This is a genomic window from Acinetobacter indicus CIP 110367, from assembly GCF_000488255.1.
Lineage (GTDB): Bacteria > Pseudomonadota > Gammaproteobacteria > Pseudomonadales > Moraxellaceae > Acinetobacter > Acinetobacter indicus.
Map to the genome: position 1 here is coordinate 17164 of NZ_KI530754.1, position 16712 is coordinate 33875.

The following is a 16712-nucleotide window of genomic DNA, read 5'->3' on the forward strand; positions in this document are numbered from 1 at the left end:
ACTTAGGCACCGCGTAAGCCTTCTGGCTCAACCGCATTCGGATTAATTAAACCTTCTGGCGGCATTTGAATAAAGAAGCCTTTGGTTTGAATCGAATCCATGACATGCAGAATATTGGCCCGCGCGAGTTTACGGTTTTCATGCAATTCTAAATCCATGACAAACGTTGCACGACCAAATGCAGTACGCAGTACTTCCGGTACCACTTCAAGCGGATCTGCCGCTTCTGCTTGATCATCTTGGCTTTCAATACGAGCGACATAAAGATACATTTCATCTTTTTTGCTCGATTTATAAATTGAACAGAACATATTCAGCACAATACTCGTTTAACTCAGGCCAAAGCATACATCAAAAAAAAGACGGATACATTAGTGATTATTAACGCATCAGTCGTGATTGTGTACAAATCATAATTCTGGCAGCAGTTTGCTGTTTTTTTAATCCATCACTTTCATATGATTGGATAAATACTGCTGATCTTGATGCAGCACTTCAATCAGCGGCTTGGTCAACAGATCATAACGCCAGCCCAATAAATAGCCCGGCAAATCCTGCTCATCATTTTTAAATACCACATGCTGATATAGAGCATTCAGCCATTTTTTCCGCATCAGCACTTCTTTGGGGATACCGGTTTCATTGACGCCGCGCTGAATCACCTGCTCAATGTGCTGCCCCACTTCTTTGGAAGAATGGCGAATTGGACGCGCCATGCGCAGCGGCCAGTGCTCTGAATCGGGCAGGAACTTCAACAGGTCTAAAATGGTTTTGCCATGTTCACGTAAAATATTCGGACGGATTTCCTTCACATGTGACAGCTGAAAATTATTTTTCGGATTTTTTTCAACCAGATCCAGTAAGGTGGTATTTTTCAGAATAAAGCTGCGTGGCTGGTTTAAAGCCTTAACCATCTGTTCACGCCAGACCACCAGTTGCTGTAACTGCATGAGCTGACGGCGTGAATGGCGGTAATTGCCGACATCCTGATACAAACGCTCTAGCGGTGTATCTTCCCCAATTTCCTGGGTTAAATGACGGCAATCTTCTACCACCAGATTCAGTAACGATTTTTGCTGCAAGTCCTGCTGTACTTTTTCTGCCAGTTGCATTAAATACAGCACATCATTGGCTGCATATTGCAACTGTTCCGGTGATAATGGTCGCGCCAGCCAGTCCGAGCGGGTCTGGTCTTTGTCAATATCGACTTCCAGCACCTGCTTTAAAGCATTCTGATAGCTGACCTGCAAACCATAGCCCAAAAAGGACATCCCAACCTGGGTATCAAATACATTTTTCAGTGATTTTTGCTGGGCATAATGATAGATCAGGTCGATATCTTCGCCGCAAGCATGGAAAATATTCTGCTGCGCCTGGAAGATTTTTTCCCAGAACGCCGAAAGATTCAGCGTTGTTCCATCCAACAAATAAACTTTTCCTGCGACATTAATCTGGAACACCCCCAATTTGGGCCATAAGGTATCAACCTTGATGAATTCGGTATCCAGTCCATAGGTAGAGTTTTGACTCATTAATGTTAAAACATTTTCAAAGTCTTGTTGCTGTTGAATAAATTGGAACATAGCAGAGAGAGTCGTTAAAGTTTCTCAAGGGGTATTTTAACCAATAAATATAATTTAGCTATAAAAAAATAAAACTTACGGTATATTTTGCTGATTTTTTTTAAAGTTTAAGCTCAAGATAAACAAAAGTTTATATTTTTTATATCTTAGTTAAAGTTTCAATATTTGATTAAGACACAATTTAAAAAGTTGAAATCTGATGAAATAAGCACCCGAGTACTTATTTCATGCGCATACGGTTATGGACAGCCTGACTTAAAGTGTGACTGTCGATATATTCCAGTTCACCACCTTGCGGCACGCCCTGGGCAATCCGGGTCATCTGCACCGGTAAATGCTTGGTCGCTTCGACCAGATAATGCGCCGTCGCCTGACCTTCTACCGTGGCATTGGTCGCCAGAATCACTTCTTTGACCTGACCCGAGCTTAAACGGTGAATTAAAGCTGGAATCCCGATTTCTTCCGGGCCAATCCCGTCAAGCGGCGATAAATGCCCGCCCAAGACATGATATTTACCGCGGAAGCTGCCACTTTGTTCAATTGCCATGACATCGGCTGGTGATTCTACCACGCAGAGTAATTCTTCATCACGTTCCGAAGATGCGCAGATATTGCACACTTCATCTTCGGTTAAAGAATGGCAGATGGAACATTCGTGAATATGCGTGGTCGCCTCATTTAAGGCATAAGCCAGACCCAGCGCGCCTTCACGGTTTTTCATGATCAGGTGCAAGGCCATGCGCTGGGCCGATTTTGGCCCAACACTTGGCAAAATACGCAAGGCTTGTACCAGTTGATCAAAACGATCGCTGAACACAGATGCGCTACCTTAGAACATGCCTGCCAAACCTGGTGGTAAGCCCATACCAGAATTCGCTGCTTTCATACGTTCTTCAGAAATGGTTTCTGCCTGACGCGCTGCATCATTCATGGCCGCAGCAATCAGGTCTTCAATCATGTCTGGATCGTCTTGTAACAATTCAGGATTGATTTCAATACGCTTTACCACGTTACGGCAGGTCATGGTTACTTTGACCAGGCCACCGCCCGCTTCAGCATGCACTTCAGTTTGTGCCAGTTCTTCTTTGGCTTTCTTGATATTGTTTTCTACTTCTTTCTGCATGCGCTGCGCTTGCTGCATTAACATATTAATGTTCATAAAAATCTCCGAACAAAACTGACATCTTTGGCTAAGCACTCTACACGAAAATTCAGCAAAAAGATGTCAGAATTTATAAATTAAATCAGGTCTAAACCACGGCTAAGGTCGCGAATAATATCATCAATATCTTCCAGACCCACAGAAACACGAATTAAACCTTCTGAAATACCGGCTTGCTGTTTGGCTTCGGCAGACATACGGCCATGTGAGGTGGTAGCAGGATGGGTGATTGTAGATTTTACATCGCCAAGGTTACTGGTAATCGATAAGAAACGTGTGTTGTCAATGACAGTCCAGGCGCCTTCACGCTCACCTTTCACCACGAACGATACAACACCACCAAAACCACTTTGTTGTTTTTTCGCTAATTCATGTCCCGGATGCTGTGGCAAGCCGGCGTAATATACGGTTTCCACTTTTGGATGGGCATCCAGCCATTCTGCCAACTTCTGTGCACTGGCACAGTGAGCTTTCATCCGCAGGTTCAGGGTTTCCAGACCTTTGAGGAATACCCAGGCATTAAACGGGCTCATCGAGTTACCCAGGGTACGAATCACGCCGTTAATTTCTTCCAATAACTGATGATTACCAACCACAGCACCACCCAAGGCACGGCCCTGACCATCAATATATTTGGTTGATGAATAAATGATTAAATCCGCACCAAATTTAATCGGCTGCTGTAAAACCGGGGTACAGAAAGTATTGTCAACGGCAAACAAGGCATTGGCTGCATGGGCAATATCGGCAATCGCTTGCAGATCACCGACCTGCGCCAATGGGTTAGATGGGGTTTCAATAAACAGTAAACGTGTATTTGGACGAATCGCCTGCTGCCAGGCCGCTAAATCTTCCAGATCAACAAAGGTTACATCTACGCCAAATTTCATGACGTATTTTTCAAATAATGAAATGATCGAACCGAATACCGCGCGTGAACACACCACATGATCGCCGGCTTTTAAATAGGCCAGGGTAATTGCATGTACCGCGGCCATACCTGAACTGGTGGCCACAGCACGTTCTGCACCATCCAGCACGGCTAGGCGTTTTTCAAAAGTATGGACAGTCGGATTGGTATAACGGGAATAGGTATTCCCTTCAATTTGCCCAGAAAATTTGGCGGCTGCATCAGCTGCACTTTCGCAAACAAAAGACGATGTTAAAAAGATGGGTTCACTATGCTCACCCTCGAAGGTACGGTCATGACCAGTACGAATTGCCAAAGTATCTAACTGATATTCGATCTCGTCTTGTTCGCTCATCTCGATTTTCGTCCTTAGACTACCGTTATAAGAATTGCCAACATTTTGAGCGCCCAAGGTGTTTAAGGTCAAGGTAAAATATGGAAATATTGCTTAGACTTCATCCAACTCAGCGTCATGACAAGCAGATAGAGGCTATGAACCCAGTACAGAAAAAATTTGCAGATCAACGCAAGAAGTTAAAAAACTTGTCGACCCGGCTTTTTAACAGCAAGACTTTGGTGCTCTCCCAAACTACACCGTATGAGATTATTGGCGAATACGAACACGCGCAAATCCGTTATTACGCTTCACCCAATAAAGCCTATCAGGAGCCGCTGGTCTTTGTTGCGCCGCTGGCGATTAATATGGCGATTTATGATTTGTATCCCTATCGCTCTTTAATCAAGCATTTCCAGCATAGTGGCTTTGATGTCTACCTGATTGACTGGGGACGTTTAAACTATGCCCATCGTCATTTAAATTTCATGTATTTTATTAATGCTGCAATTCCGCATTGTATTGAACAGATTCGACAGCATTCCCATAGTGAGCAGATTTCCCTACATGGCTGGAGTATGGCCGGTGTTTTTGTGATGCTGTACACCGCCTATCGTCAACCTCAGATCGTGAAAAACCTGATGGTGCTGGGCAGCCCGGTGGACAGTTATGCTTCCGGTCGCATCGGCCAGCTGTTTAAACGCAGCAACCAGCTGATTTCACGTAATCACAAATTAAAACAGGCCTTACATCAGGGCTCTATTCCTCCACATTTCATTCATACGCCCGGCATCATCAACGCTTTAGGTTTTAAAATTCTAGATCCTAAAGGCTGGCTGGACAGTCAGCGCCAGCTATTTCTCAACCTGCACGACCCGCAAGTGCTGCATGAACACGCCACGCTGGGGAGTTTCCTGAACAATATGATTGATTATCCGGGCGGGATTAATCAGGACATGGTACTGAATGTCTGGCTGCAAAATCCGCTGAAAAACGGCATCATCCGCCTGAAGGATGAACATATTGAACTGAAAAACATTCGCTGCTCTTTATTTGTCGGGGCCGGACAAAGCGACCAGATTGTGACAGCTGCTGCTGCACAGCCTTTAAGCCAGTTGACAAGTAGTACAGATGTCACGTTTACTCTTATTCCCGGTGGTCACTTAGGCCTGATGTCCAGCCAGAAAAGTGCCAATGAATTCTGGCCCAAGCTGACCCGGTGGCTCGAGCAAAGATCGACAAAAATACACAAGGAAACCGCATGATTCAGTCTGTTGCATTTATTGGTTTGGGCGCTATGGGATACCGCATGGCCGCACATTTACCCCAGCATTTTGATACAGTCTATGTCTGGAACCGTAATTTTGCCAAAGCCGAGCAACATGCAGCGGAATATGCTACACAGGCGGTTGAGCTTGAACAGGCCGTACAGGCCGATGTGATTTTCTCCTGCCTGCCGACCAGCCAGGATGTAGAAAATCTGTTAGACGGTTTGAGTTTAAAAGCCGGCTCCATCTGGGTGGACTGTACCAGCGGTGTGCCTGATTCTGCCAAAAAAGTGGCTGCGCAGCTCAAAGCACAACAGGTAGATTTTTTAGATGCACCTGTCAGTGGACAAACCATCGGTGCAGAAAAAGGCACCTTAACCGTGATGGTGGGCGGTGATGCGCAAGCATTTGAAAAAGCCCTACCCGCGATGCAGGCTTTTGGGCAACTGATCAAGCATGTCGGTGAACCGGGCGCTGGTTTTGCTGTTAAAGCCATTAACAACATGTTGATGGCTGTGAATTTATGCGCCGTTGCCGAAGGATTTACCACCTTAAAAGCGCATGGGGTAAACTTAAACGAAGCGCTGGATTGTATTAATGCCTCAAGCGGCAAAAGCGCGGTAACGGAAATGGTGCTACCTCAACGTATTCTTAATCGCGCATTTCCACTGACCTTTGCTCTGCCGCTACTGGCCAAAGATACCGGAATTGCTTTAGACTTGGTACGCGATGCAAAACTTTCAGCACCGGTACTGGGGCTGGCCCAAAGTTTGATACAGGCTGCCAATGCTACTGCTGAACCAGATAGCGACTTCTCCAGCGCCGTTAAAATGTATGAGGCCTGGAGCAAGATTACAATTGAGTAAGATCTGGCCATTGAATAATCAGAATAAAACCTAATATTGTGAGTAGATGCTTACCCACAATGTTATTACAGAGGAAACTCGTATGAATAAGCTCACTGTTGCATTATTGACCAGTCTTGCAACATTCATTGGGGCAAATACCACGGCTTTTGCTTCAGCACAGGAATGTCAAAAGCTGAAAAATGATCATGATGTGATTTATGCATCAAAAGGCTTCTGCTTTAAAGATCCTGAAGCCAAAGCCAAATTTGGCAATGACAACTGCTATACCACCAAGCCAAAATTTTCTGAAAGAGAGCAACAACGACTTGACGCCATTAAAGAACGTCAAAAAGAATTAAACTGTAAGTAAATCAGTTTAAGCGAAACTTAAGGAATAGACATGGCTTACGATGAGCAAAACATTTTTGCACGAATTTTACGTGGTGAACTTCCAGCCATTAAAGTATATGAAGATGACCAAGTTCTTGCATTCATGGATATTATGCCTCAAGCAGACGGTCATACTTTAGTCATACCCAAGACACCTGCGGTGACTTTACTCGACCTCCCTGCCGATGCTGCTGCCTACACCATTCAAGTGGTACAAAAAGTAGCAAAAGCCATTGAAGTCGGTTTGGATGCCCAAGGCATTGTCCTCATGCAATTGTCTGGAGCGGCTGCTGGGCAAACCGTTCCCCATGTACATTTCCATTTAATTCCAACCTCGGTTCATCAACTTGGGAAACATGCTGCACAAATGGGCGATCAAGAGAAAATTAAAGCCCAAGCGGAAAAAATTAAAGCAGCACTTTAAATATTTCAAAAGTGTCATACAAAATGAATGGAGCAGCTGCTCCATTTTTATTTAAATAAAATTCAAATACTTAAAAATAAATCACAATTATTAGACCTCTTGCGAAAATATAGTATTATCTAATTTTTGAATTGGCTAAAAGCTCATAAAATATAGCTTTCGGGTGATTAAAATGTCACTAACGCAAGAAGTCTATTTATTATATTTTATTACCTGTCATCAAATTGTAATTTTTTCTTCACTTCAATGTCATAAAGCTTACAGATACTGCTTAGCAAGTTGGTGAGCTTGTGTAACTTTTTGTACACAAGCTAACTAAATAAGAAAGCAAGGCGAATGCCATTTTTAAAAGTGTTTTGGAGAAATCTTGATGAAAAAATTGCTTCTAGCAGCTACTGTTGCAGCAATGGGTGTAAGCGCAGCACAAGCAGCACCAACTTTGTATGGTAAGATCAGTGTATCGGTTGACCAAATTCAAAATGATGATTTTGAAAAAGATCAAGATGCCACTGAATTAAATTCTAACGCTTCTCGTATTGGGGTTAAAGGCGAAGAAAAATTAACTGAAAATGTATCAGCAGTTTATGTGGCTGAATGGGAAATCAGTGCTGATGGTGATGAAAATGATGCTCAAACTTTCAAAAAACGTAATCTTTTTGGTGGTTTAAAGTTTGAAAATGTAGGTACTTTAAAAGCTGGTTTTTTTGATTCTTATTTCAAAAATGCTGCTGGAAAATACCAAGATATCTTTAATGATCACACCCTTGATATCACAAACATGATGTATGGTGAAGATCGTCTTAAAAACTCTATCGGGTTTGAAACAGACAAAAAAATGCTAGGTGGCTTACAATTTAATATCCTAGCGCAACAAGGTGAAGATGCAACTAAAGACTATGCCACATCTGGTCAAAAAGGAAAACGCGATGGTTTTGGTGATTCTATCTCTACTTCTTTGACCTATGATAATAAAGATGTTGGTATTGCTCTTGCACTAGCAGGTAACTTTGGCGTTGAAGGTAAATACGCTGGATTAGATGGTAAAAAACTATATTCAGATGCTGTACGCGTAACTGGTTCTTACGATTTTAGTAAAATCGGCGCAAATGGTCTAGTGTTAGGTGCTCTTTATCAACAAGCTGAACCTACTGATGATATTAATGGCTTAGAAGGTCTTGAAGAGAAAGCTTGGTTACTTAGCTCAACATATAAAGTTGGCAACACACCATGGGTTGTTAAAGCTCAATACCAAACTGCTGAAACAACAGCTGATGCATTTAATGATATCACCATTGACCAATATGGTATCGGTGTTGACTACAACTTAAATAAACAAACTCGTCTCTACGGTTTGCTTGCACAACAGAAACTTGATATTACTGGTGTAGATCTTGAAGAAGATAACAAAACAGTATTTGGTTTAGGTATGGAATATAACTTCTAATCTTAAGATTAAAGTGAATTCTACAAATAAAAGGGCTTATGCCCTTTTATTTTTTCTTAAATTTAACGCTTTAAAAACCCTGACACTAAATTCATCACTTGCTGAATATCATCATTGGCTTCTTGTTTGCTGGTTCGTTCACCCTGTGGTGTCAATGAATCAATAATTTGCGGCAATACTGCAGAAATCGCATTATAAATATCTTGCTTTGGCGCCTGAGTTTGCTGTGCAACCTGCTCTACATCGGCATCATCAAATAAACTTTGTACTTGTTCAGCACCTACATGTGCATTTTCACCTGGCCCTGTAGACACCCAATCATCCACCTGACTGGTTAAGCCCTGTCCTTTAAGTTTATCTAAAGCACCTTGCAAGCCCCCCTGTTTTTGAATCCATGCCAACACCAAAGGCAAAACTGCAATCAATAAACTTTGTGTACCTGAAGCACCCGCAGCAGTACGCTGTTGTTGCCCACCCAACTGACCAAGTACTGAACCCAAAATACCACCCAAGCCCCCTTGTGCAGATTGTTGGTTATTAGCACCAAGTTGCCCCAAAACTGAGCCTAAAATACCGCCCAATCCACCTTGAGATTGATTAGATTGCTGTTTCGCGCCCAATGCCTGCTTTGCTAAAATTTCAACAATATTGCTTAAATTAGTCATTTTATGTTCCTCAATATGCCCTAAGACAGCATACGAAGTTTTGACTGAATTTCGCGCTTGAAATTGTTAAATTTTGCAATATTCTAAATTTTTGTTAAGTATTCATCATGATTAAGTTTTTGTTAGTTTAATGCAGCACTTACCAACGGAATTTATCCCAATTTTCAGGGTTTGCCCAAAACTTAGAATTAAACCAATCTGGCACGTGCTTATAAGTCAAAATATTAAATTGCCATAAGCATAAATGATGCTGCTCAAAGCGATGTTCAATCAATTGTGTAAAACCAAGCGCTCTAAGTAATTGCTCATCTTCACGCGCAGCAATCACCACAATACGCTTTGCCAATAAATCACGTAGCTTCACCAAAATTTGTGAGGTGTGTTGTTGCGTCTGTGAGGCAAAATCAGCAGCATCTAAAAATACAACAGCTAAATCAAAACGTTGGGTAAAAGGCAGATTTAAAAATGCCAATGCGCTAAAATACTGCCATTGGATGCTGGGCTGATCAGGCGCTTGATTGTTATGCTTCGGACTTGCTTCAATATTTTGCCCTATACACAATGCAGTAGAAATTGGCTGTTGTTGAGATAAGTCATCAATTAATGCTTGAATTAAACGCATTTCAGCCATCACTGCATTCCTTCATTTTTGAGAGAGTATTTTCTTATGGAACTACAAGGCATTTGCCATAAAATGCACGCAGGTCTTAAGGACCATAGTGTAACTGATGAACAGGTACACAAGGCAAATGTTGAATATAAATTTATTCTGGATCGCTCAGAAATCGAACTGCCCTTTCGCTTGGGTCAAGAAATAGAAATTGAATGGACCGGCAATATTTACTGTGTTTCTTGCGGCAGTAAAACACCAAAATCCTATTCACAAGGTCACTGCTTTAAATGCTTTAAAACCAAAGCGTCCTGTGACATGTGCATTATGAAACCTGAAACCTGCCATTATCATTTAGGCACTTGCCGCGAAGAAGAATTTGCACGATCTGTCTGCTTCCAGCCGCATGTGGTGTACCTAGCCAACTCCAGTGGCTTAAAGGTCGGGATTACCCGTATTCGCCAAATGCCAACACGCTGGCTGGATCAAGGGGCGACTCAGGCCTTACCGATTATGAAAGTCGGCTCTCGTCGTTTATCTGGGCAACTGGAAATCATGTTTGGTTCACAAATTGCCGATAAAACTGACTGGCGCAAACTGCTCAAAGGTGAAGCTGAACCGGTCGATTTAATTGCGACCCGTGACCAGCTGATTGAAGAATTTGCACCAAAAATCAGGACCATTCGTGAAGAATTTAACCAGAATCTTGAGTTTAATGAAACGCTGGAATTGATGGAGCAGGAACGTCCACGCGAGTTTATTTATCCGGTGGAACAGTATCCTGAAAAAATTAAATCGCATAATCTGGATAAGACCCCGGTGATTCGCGGCAAACTTTTCGGGATTAAAGGTCAGTATTTAATTTTAGATACTGGCGTAATTAATATCCGTAAATATACCGGCTATGAACTGATTATCCGTACTGAATAAACTTTTCACCAAAATATAAGCACAATAAAAAAACCGGCGTTTGCGCCGGTTTTTTATTATGCAGTCAGACTTATTCAATATCTGCTTTAGCTTTCAGATACTGGGTATAGTCATCCAGCTCTTGCTGGGCGCGTAGCTGTTGATACAACTTGGCCAGCTCCTGTAACTGTTCAGGCGTTAAAGCATTTGAAGTGGTACGGTTCACATTCGATACCGCTACAACAACCAGTTCATTTGGCAAAGCTGCCGTGGTCACAGACCACATTCCTTGCTTCGGTGGCATCAAGCTGAATGCAGCACGCTCAATTTCACGCTTTAAACGACCTTCAGCACGGGTAAATACACCGGCATCTTCAAAACGGATTTGCTGCTGAGCCAAGACTTCTGCAGCCGGTTGCGTCTTGAACTCATCCAGTGATTTCTGGATTTTGGCTTTGGCTGCATTAAAGGCTTTTTCTTCAATCAGTTTGGCACGTACACGTGGTGTTGCTTCAGCCAGGGTTTGCACACCCGCAGCATGATACTCTCGTACTTTCACCCAAACCACATTACCATTGGCCATTTGAATGTTACTTGAAGCGTTACGATCGCCGTTTTTCACATCATCATTAAACAGTTTCACCTTCACACTTGGATCAGATAATACTGGATGCTGAGAGGCCAGACTAAAGCCTTTTACCGATTCAACCTTGGTGCCTTTGACTTCCTGAGATACCACATCCAGCGCATCACTACCCACCACCATCTCATTCAGGCTATTTACCGTATCCGAGAAGGCATTTTGCTGTTTGGTCTTTTTCAGTTCTGCAGTTAAACGGGCTTTTTCCGCTTCAAAAGAAGGCACCTGAACTGCATCGGTTTCAACCTGAATTAGATGATAACCATATTGGGTTTTCACCGGCTGAGAAATCTGACCTGATTTCAGACTGGTGACTGCCTGATCAAAGGCATTGCCAAAGGCACCCACGTCGTAAGCCTCAAATAAGCCACCCTTGTCTTTAGATTCCGGGTCTTCTGAATATTTCTGTGCAGCAGCGGCAAAACTGGTGCCCTGCTGGATTTCAGCATACACCTGATCCGCCAGTTTTTTGGCAGCTGCATCATCACGTGCATCGGTGGTAATTAAAATATGTTTAACCTCACGCGCTGCATTTTTTTGCTGAGCTTCAACAAACTTGTCATAGGCCTGTTGCAATTCTGCATCGGTAATTGCAGCTTCAGTCGCGGAAATATGTGCTGGCGTTAGAACAATAAAGTCGACATCAACATTGGCGACCTGCTTAAACAGGGTCGAATGTTTATTGTAATAATCACTGATTTCTTGCGCTGAAACCTGAATATTTTTCTTATATTCATCCAGTTTAATGCTGGATAAATGCAAGGTACGCTGTTCGGTTTGTAAATTGGCAATCTGCTGGATATCCAGCTCGCTCACCAAGGCATGATCCATAAAGCTCGCGCTAAGCATTTTCAAGGCATGATCCTGACGCAGATTCTGGATTAAAGCCTGACTGCTCATACCCACTGAACGCAGGTAATTGGCATACAGTGCTTCAGAAAACTGGCCATTTTCCTGAAAGCTTGGTTGCTGGGCAATCATCTGCTCAATTTGCGCATCGCTTAAGGAAATACCCAAATGTTCAGTCTGTTGTAACAGCAAGGTGCGTGCAATCAGAGTATCGAGTGCTTTATTTTCAATATATGACTGATTCAACAAGGTCTCATCACCTTGTGTATAGCTGAGATATTGTTGTTTTAATGAGTTGGTTAAGGCTTCTAATTCCTGTTTGGAAACCTGTTGCCCATTTACTGATTTTGCCGAGTCGGCAGAATTGCCGCCACTAAAATATCCTTCAATACCTACAAGTGCTAAAGGGATCAGAAACAGAACGAGCAAAACCTTGCCCAACCAGCCCTTAATAACATTACGAAAAGATTCCATAAGTATTCCAATATTTTACTTGTGCAGGATTTTAACCGAAAACCCTCAGCGAATGAATGTATTAAAACCCGAAACTCTGATTATTAATAAAAAACGCGCCAGGAGGCGCGTTTAATACTGCTTAAAAGATCAAGCTACAGAATCTTTTAAACCTTTACCCGCTTTGAAGCTAGGTACTTTGCTTGCTTTAATCTCAAGTGTTTCACCAGTTTGTGGGTTACGGCCTGTACGAGCAGCACGTTCTTTCACATTGAAAGTACCGAAGCCCACTAAAGTCACTGTGTCGCCTGCTTTCAGCGCTTCAGTGATTGAAGCAATTGTAGCGTCTAAAGCCTTACCAGCGTCAGTCTTAGACAATCCCCCTTTCTCTGCAATTGCATCAATTAATTCTGATTTATTCATGAAGATTACGTCCTCTTAATATCGTTTATTCAAGGTCCAAAGATTTCGTTTAAGTTACCGTAATGCCTTTATAGCAATGCTTTGAGGGTAAAAGCAATACTCCCCAGACGCATTTATACAAAATAAGTTGCAAAAATCTGCCAAAAAATGCCAAAGCTGTCGAGATTTTCACTTTTTCAGGAGTTGTTCTTTTAATTGCTTATTTTCTTTAATTAAAGCATCGACTTTGCTGTGCAGTTGCAGCACCAGCTGCTCTAAATGCTGGATATCTTTCACGGTTACCAGCCCTATACGGTTCAAGGAATGATGAACACTATGGTCAATCATCCGTTCGACCTTATCTTTGGTATCGACCACCGATTCTTTGGCCTTTTCAGAAACTTTTTCTACGGTCTGATCGGCAATTTCGGTGGTTTTGGATTCCAGTTCTTCCCCCACCTTGACCAGTGAGTCAAATAATTTATTGCCTTCTTCTTCAGCACGGGAAAATGCGCCTAAGCCGGCCAGCCAGATCTGTTTGGTATATTTGCGAAAATCCAGCGCCGATTTACGCCCAGAACGTACTCTTGCTTTGTTTTTAGACGCTTTTTCATTTTCGTTTTGTGGTTCTGGCGATTCTACTGCTGCTTCATCCATTCGCATTTCTCCTGCTTATTTTGTATACCATTCAATATCATAAACCAACAAAATGCTCTTATAATAGCAAATTAAGCACTTGAACGTTTTGTTAAACTGTTCTACAAAGCAAGAATATTATGTATTACTTCCTGGTAATGCACCGCTTGGATATGCATGACTCGATCTGGTTAGGGACTAAATTGTATGAATGAATCGCAACAAAGACAAAATGAATCACATTTGTTGCTGACGATGGTGATGATTGTTCTGGAAACAATCTTTAGCTTTATCTTGAAATATGATCGTGTCGTTGCACTTCAGGCCAAAAAATTTGTAGACCAGAAAATTGCAGTCAAAATTAACAGCTATATCCCCTATTTCGACTTCTATGTGCAGTTTAGCGAACACGGCATCCTGTTTGATCTAAAAGCACCTGAAAAAGCCGTCGAATTAGATGTCCGTACCACATTGCTGGATTTGATCAAGATTTTTGTCTTGGGGAATCGCCGCAGTATTCGAGCCATGCGCATTGAAGGCGACCCGACTTTAAAAGATGAATTCCGTGATCTGCTGACCTTATTCAGTATTCCTAAAGTACTGTCGGACTGGCGTCAATGGCTAGCCGATCCTGAACACGAGCAGGAACTGGAAACTTCTAAACGCCGGATTGCCCCTTTATTGGAGAAAATTGACCTACAACGCTCGACCATTAATACCCTGCAAGTAGAAGTTAAACAGTATAAAAACCGCATTCGTCGCATGCAACGCAACCAAAAACGAATTAATCTGGCTTTTAGTCTAATTACTCTGCTATTAATTGCGTTATTAGTGTATAATTTATGGATCGTTTAAATCCTTAATTTCCCTGCGATTGAATCGAATATCCGAATAATAAAAAAACTTGACTATTTTAGTCAGGATTCATAGAATCTACACATCTAGTCCAACCATGTGTATCGAATCATGCGCTTAACCACTCGCGGTCGCTACGCAGTGACTGCTCTACTTGATCTAGCTTTGCAGCCAACTGAACAAACGATCACTCTTGCAGAAATTGCAGCTCGACAATCTATTTCTGTCGCTTACCTTGAGCAGTTATTTGCGAAATTAAAGCGTCACGGCCTGGTTTCCAGTATTCGTGGAGCCAATGGTGGTTATCACCTGGCGCGCAGTGCCGATACAATCACCGTATTAGAAATCATTGAAGCTGTAAATGAAACGGTTGATGCCACCCGTTGTGACCATAAAGGCAACTGCCAGAATGGTGCAATGTGCTTAACCCATGATTTATGGCAAGAACTCTCCCACCATATTGCCGATTATCTTGCAAAAATCACCCTTGCTGACCTTGTAGCTCGTGACAACGTTCAAGCCGTTGCAATTCGCCAAAATTCAGCATCTTTTGATTCAGCCCTTTTATCGGTTACAGGTATTTGACATGAAACGTCCGATCTATCTTGACTATGCAGCAACAACTCCTGTAGACCCTCAAGTTGCAGAACGTATGATGGAATGCTTAACTTTCGAAGGCACCTTCGGTAATGCAGCATCTCGTTCACATGCCTATGGCTGGCAAGCAGAAGAAAAAGTGGAATATGCACGTGAACAAGTTGCGAACTTGATCAAAGCTGACCCACGTGAAATTGTCTGGACTTCAGGCGCAACTGAATCTGACAACCTTGCCCTGAAAGGTGTGGCTCAATTCTATGCATCTAAAGGCAAGCACATCATTACCTCTAAAATTGAACACAAAGCAATTTTAGATACCTGCCGCGAGCTTGAGTCTGAAGGCTTCGAAATTACCTATCTTGAGCCACAACCACAAACCGGTTTAATTACCCCGGAAATGGTTCAAGACGCAATTCGTCCAGATACTATTCTTGTTTCCCTGATGATGGTGAACAACGAAATTGGTACCGTGACTGACGTTGCTGCAATTGGTGAAATTACCCGTGCCAACAAAATCTTCTTCCACGTTGATGCTGCACAGGCTGCGGGTAAAGTCGAGATTGATCTTTCAACCTTAAAAGTTGATTTAATGAGCTTCTCTGCGCACAAAATCTATGGCCCTAAAGGCATTGGTGCCTTATTTGTACGCCGTAGCCCGCGTGTGCGTCTGAAAGCGCAAATGCACGGTGGCGGTCATGAGCGCGGTATGCGTTCTGGTACGCTGGCGACCCATCAAATCGTAGGTATGGGCGAAGCATTTGAGCTGGCAGGTAAAAACCTGGAAGCTGAACAAACCCGTTTACGCGTGTTACGTGACAAACTCTGGAATGGCCTGCAAGACCTTGAACAGGTGTTCCTGAACGGTCACCCGACTCAAAACGTAGCCAACTATTTAAACGTCAGCTTCAACTTTGTTGAAGGTGAATCGTTAATGATGGCGCTTAAAGATGCAGCAGTGTCTTCAGGTTCTGCATGTACGTCTGCAACCCTTGAGCCATCTTATGTACTGCGTGCGCTAGGTCTGTCTGACGAGCTTGCGCACAGTTCAATTCGCTTCAGTTTTGGTAAATACACCACTGAAGAAGATATTGATCATGTGTTATCAATTACCAAAGCTGCTGTTGAGAAATTACGTGAACTTTCTCCGCTTTGGGATATGTATAAGGAAGGTATTGACCTTTCTACAGTTGAGTGGGCGGAACACTAATTCGACTCTGAGATGAAGCTTTATTCAGCTTCATCTCATTGATAAAACGAATATTGACCCCATATTAATATTAACGCTGACCCCGAGGTTTGGAGAAGCAAAATGGCATATAGCGAAAAAGTAATTGATCATTACGAAAACCCACGCAACGTTGGTGTTTTAGACAAAAATGCAGACAACGTAGGTACAGGCATGGTCGGTGCACCAGCATGTGGCGACGTGATGCGTTTACAGATTCAAGTGAATAACGACGGTGTAATTGAAGAAGCACGCTTTAAAACCTATGGCTGTGGTTCGGCAATTGCATCAAGCTCACTAGTAACTGAGTGGTTAAAAGGTAAAACTTTGGACGAAGCTCAAGCCATCAAAAACATTGATATTGCAAACGAACTGGCTTTACCACCAGTTAAAGTACACTGCTCTGTACTTGCAGAAGACGCGATTAAAGCGGCTGTTGAAGACTATCGTACCAAACAGCAAAAAGCTTAATTGTTTCTCGTTTTAAAGACAGATTAACGGAGTTTTC

20 protein-coding genes are annotated in these 16712 nt (G+C 42.6%); 10 read left to right on the top strand and 10 right to left on the bottom strand.

Annotated elements, in window-relative coordinates:
- Positions 1-2 precede the first annotated feature (2 nt).
- The 5 genes from P253_RS04835 to P253_RS04855 all read right to left on the bottom strand — a co-directional run bounded on the left by P253_RS04835 (position 3) and on the right by P253_RS04855 (position 4010).
- Complete coding sequence (locus tag P253_RS04835) at positions 3-311, bottom strand: YcgL domain-containing protein (RefSeq protein WP_005178417.1); 309 nt, start codon at positions 309-311, stop codon at positions 3-5.
- A gap of 129 nt (positions 312-440) precedes the next feature.
- Entirely contained in the window at positions 441-1583 is a 1143-nt protein-coding gene (locus P253_RS04840; RefSeq protein WP_016659002.1) for a ribonuclease D, read from the bottom strand.
- Positions 1584-1803: 220 nt separating this feature from the next.
- Positions 1804-2400 carry a recombination mediator RecR gene (recR, locus tag P253_RS04845; RefSeq protein WP_005178420.1) on the bottom strand — a complete coding sequence of 199 codons (597 nt, stop codon included), beginning with the start codon at positions 2398-2400 and terminating at the stop codon, positions 1804-1806.
- Between the two features lie 12 nt (positions 2401-2412).
- Positions 2413-2742 (bottom strand): YbaB/EbfC family nucleoid-associated protein, encoded by a 330-nt coding sequence (locus tag P253_RS04850; RefSeq protein ID WP_005178423.1) that lies wholly within the window; start codon positions 2740-2742, stop codon positions 2413-2415.
- A gap of 80 nt (positions 2743-2822) precedes the next feature.
- Positions 2823-4010, bottom strand: a complete 1188-nt coding sequence (locus tag P253_RS04855; RefSeq protein ID WP_005178426.1) for an O-succinylhomoserine sulfhydrylase — start codon at positions 4008-4010, stop codon at positions 2823-2825.
- Positions 4011-4147: 137 nt separating this feature from the next.
- Between P253_RS04855 and P253_RS04860 the strand changes: the two genes are divergently transcribed.
- The 5 genes from P253_RS04860 (at position 4148) to P253_RS04880 (ending at position 8363) form a co-directional block, all read left to right on the top strand.
- The gene (locus P253_RS04860; RefSeq protein WP_035363196.1) at positions 4148-5254 is read left to right on the top strand and encodes an alpha/beta fold hydrolase; all 1107 of its coding nucleotides are present in this window, start codon (positions 4148-4150) and stop codon (positions 5252-5254) included.
- Entirely contained in the window at positions 5251-6123 is an 873-nt protein-coding gene (locus P253_RS04865) for an NAD(P)-dependent oxidoreductase (RefSeq protein ID WP_016659004.1), read from the top strand. The genes P253_RS04860 and P253_RS04865 overlap by 4 nt, the downstream gene beginning before the upstream one ends.
- 82 nt (positions 6124-6205) lie before the next feature.
- On the top strand, positions 6206-6475 hold the full coding sequence (locus P253_RS04870; RefSeq protein ID WP_016659005.1) for a YARHG domain-containing protein: 270 nt from the start codon (positions 6206-6208) through the stop codon (positions 6473-6475).
- Positions 6476-6505: 30 nt separating this feature from the next.
- Positions 6506-6919: an HIT family protein gene (locus P253_RS04875; protein ID WP_016659006.1), complete on the top strand. Its 414-nt coding sequence runs from the start codon at positions 6506-6508 to the stop codon at positions 6917-6919.
- Between the two features lie 370 nt (positions 6920-7289).
- The gene (locus P253_RS04880; RefSeq protein ID WP_016659007.1) at positions 7290-8363 is read left to right on the top strand and encodes a porin; all 1074 of its coding nucleotides are present in this window, start codon (positions 7290-7292) and stop codon (positions 8361-8363) included.
- 62 nt (positions 8364-8425) lie between these two features.
- On the opposite strand, the gene P253_RS04885 is transcribed toward P253_RS04880, so the two are convergent.
- Positions 8426-9028 carry a YidB family protein gene (locus tag P253_RS04885; RefSeq protein ID WP_016659008.1) on the bottom strand — a complete coding sequence of 201 codons (603 nt, stop codon included), beginning with the start codon at positions 9026-9028 and terminating at the stop codon, positions 8426-8428.
- 139 nt (positions 9029-9167) lie between these two features.
- The gene (locus P253_RS04890) at positions 9168-9659 is read right to left on the bottom strand and encodes a DUF6231 family protein (protein ID WP_016659009.1); all 492 of its coding nucleotides are present in this window, start codon (positions 9657-9659) and stop codon (positions 9168-9170) included.
- 36 nt (positions 9660-9695) lie between these two features.
- Here P253_RS04890 and P253_RS04895 point away from each other — a divergent pair, with 36 nt between their 5' ends.
- Positions 9696-10568: a DUF2797 domain-containing protein gene (locus tag P253_RS04895; protein ID WP_016659010.1), complete on the top strand. Its 873-nt coding sequence runs from the start codon at positions 9696-9698 to the stop codon at positions 10566-10568.
- 70 nt (positions 10569-10638) lie between these two features.
- On the opposite strand, the gene P253_RS04900 is transcribed toward P253_RS04895, so the two are convergent.
- The 3 genes from P253_RS04900 to P253_RS04910 form a co-directional block, all read right to left on the bottom strand.
- The gene (locus tag P253_RS04900; RefSeq protein WP_016659011.1) at positions 10639-12510 is read right to left on the bottom strand and encodes a SurA N-terminal domain-containing protein; all 1872 of its coding nucleotides are present in this window, start codon (positions 12508-12510) and stop codon (positions 10639-10641) included.
- A 129-nt stretch (positions 12511-12639) separates the two neighbouring features.
- Complete coding sequence (locus P253_RS04905) at positions 12640-12912, bottom strand: HU family DNA-binding protein (RefSeq protein WP_005178445.1); 273 nt, start codon at positions 12910-12912, stop codon at positions 12640-12642.
- 168 nt (positions 12913-13080) lie between these two features.
- Entirely contained in the window at positions 13081-13548 is a 468-nt protein-coding gene (locus tag P253_RS04910; RefSeq protein WP_016659012.1) for a phasin family protein, read from the bottom strand.
- A 186-nt stretch (positions 13549-13734) separates the two neighbouring features.
- Here P253_RS04910 and P253_RS04915 point away from each other — a divergent pair, with 186 nt between their 5' ends.
- The 4 genes from P253_RS04915 (at position 13735) to iscU (ending at position 16675) form a co-directional block, all read left to right on the top strand.
- Positions 13735-14382 (top strand): hypothetical protein, encoded by a 648-nt coding sequence (locus P253_RS04915; protein ID WP_005178449.1) that lies wholly within the window; start codon positions 13735-13737, stop codon positions 14380-14382.
- Positions 14383-14493: 111 nt separating this feature from the next.
- The gene (locus P253_RS04920) at positions 14494-14967 is read left to right on the top strand and encodes an Rrf2 family transcriptional regulator (protein ID WP_005178455.1); all 474 of its coding nucleotides are present in this window, start codon (positions 14494-14496) and stop codon (positions 14965-14967) included.
- Between the two features lies 1 nt (position 14968).
- Positions 14969-16186, top strand: coding sequence for an IscS subfamily cysteine desulfurase (locus P253_RS04925; RefSeq protein ID WP_005178458.1), 1218 nt, complete (start codon positions 14969-14971; stop codon positions 16184-16186).
- A 102-nt stretch (positions 16187-16288) separates the two neighbouring features.
- Entirely contained in the window at positions 16289-16675 is a 387-nt protein-coding gene (iscU, locus tag P253_RS04930) for a Fe-S cluster assembly scaffold IscU (RefSeq protein ID WP_005178460.1), read from the top strand.
- Positions 16676-16712 lie beyond the last annotated feature (37 nt).

Bases quoted from the DNA above. Each gene is read 5' to 3' on its own strand.
- P253_RS04890 (WP_016659009.1), bottom strand. From the start codon at position 9,659: ATGGCTGAAATGCGTTTAATTCAAGCATTAATTGATGACTTATCTCAA.
- P253_RS04895 (WP_016659010.1), top strand. From the start codon at position 9,696: ATGGAACTACAAGGCATTTGCCATAAAATGCACGCAGGTCTTAAGGAC.
- P253_RS04840 (WP_016659002.1), bottom strand. From the start codon at position 1,583: ATGTTCCAATTTATTCAACAGCAACAAGACTTTGAAAATGTTTTAACA.
- P253_RS04880 (WP_016659007.1), top strand. From the start codon at position 7,290: ATGAAAAAATTGCTTCTAGCAGCTACTGTTGCAGCAATGGGTGTAAGC.
- P253_RS04870 (WP_016659005.1), top strand. From the start codon at position 6,206: ATGAATAAGCTCACTGTTGCATTATTGACCAGTCTTGCAACATTCATT.
- P253_RS04865 (WP_016659004.1), top strand. From the start codon at position 5,251: ATGATTCAGTCTGTTGCATTTATTGGTTTGGGCGCTATGGGATACCGC.
- P253_RS04910 (WP_016659012.1), bottom strand. From the start codon at position 13,548: ATGGATGAAGCAGCAGTAGAATCGCCAGAACCACAAAACGAAAATGAA.
- P253_RS04920 (WP_005178455.1), top strand. From the start codon at position 14,494: ATGCGCTTAACCACTCGCGGTCGCTACGCAGTGACTGCTCTACTTGAT.
- P253_RS04900 (WP_016659011.1), bottom strand. From the start codon at position 12,510: ATGGAATCTTTTCGTAATGTTATTAAGGGCTGGTTGGGCAAGGTTTTG.
- P253_RS04915 (WP_005178449.1), top strand. From the start codon at position 13,735: ATGAATGAATCGCAACAAAGACAAAATGAATCACATTTGTTGCTGACG.
- P253_RS04855 (WP_005178426.1), bottom strand. From the start codon at position 4,010: ATGAGCGAACAAGACGAGATCGAATATCAGTTAGATACTTTGGCAATT.
- P253_RS04875 (WP_016659006.1), top strand. From the start codon at position 6,506: ATGGCTTACGATGAGCAAAACATTTTTGCACGAATTTTACGTGGTGAA.
- iscU (WP_005178460.1), top strand. From the start codon at position 16,289: ATGGCATATAGCGAAAAAGTAATTGATCATTACGAAAACCCACGCAAC.
- P253_RS04925 (WP_005178458.1), top strand. From the start codon at position 14,969: ATGAAACGTCCGATCTATCTTGACTATGCAGCAACAACTCCTGTAGAC.
- P253_RS04905 (WP_005178445.1), bottom strand. From the start codon at position 12,912: ATGAATAAATCAGAATTAATTGATGCAATTGCAGAGAAAGGGGGATTG.
- P253_RS04885 (WP_016659008.1), bottom strand. From the start codon at position 9,028: ATGACTAATTTAAGCAATATTGTTGAAATTTTAGCAAAGCAGGCATTG.
- P253_RS04860 (WP_035363196.1), top strand. From the start codon at position 4,148: ATGAACCCAGTACAGAAAAAATTTGCAGATCAACGCAAGAAGTTAAAA.
- P253_RS04850 (WP_005178423.1), bottom strand. From the start codon at position 2,742: ATGAACATTAATATGTTAATGCAGCAAGCGCAGCGCATGCAGAAAGAA.
- P253_RS04835 (WP_005178417.1), bottom strand. From the start codon at position 311: ATGTTCTGTTCAATTTATAAATCGAGCAAAAAAGATGAAATGTATCTT.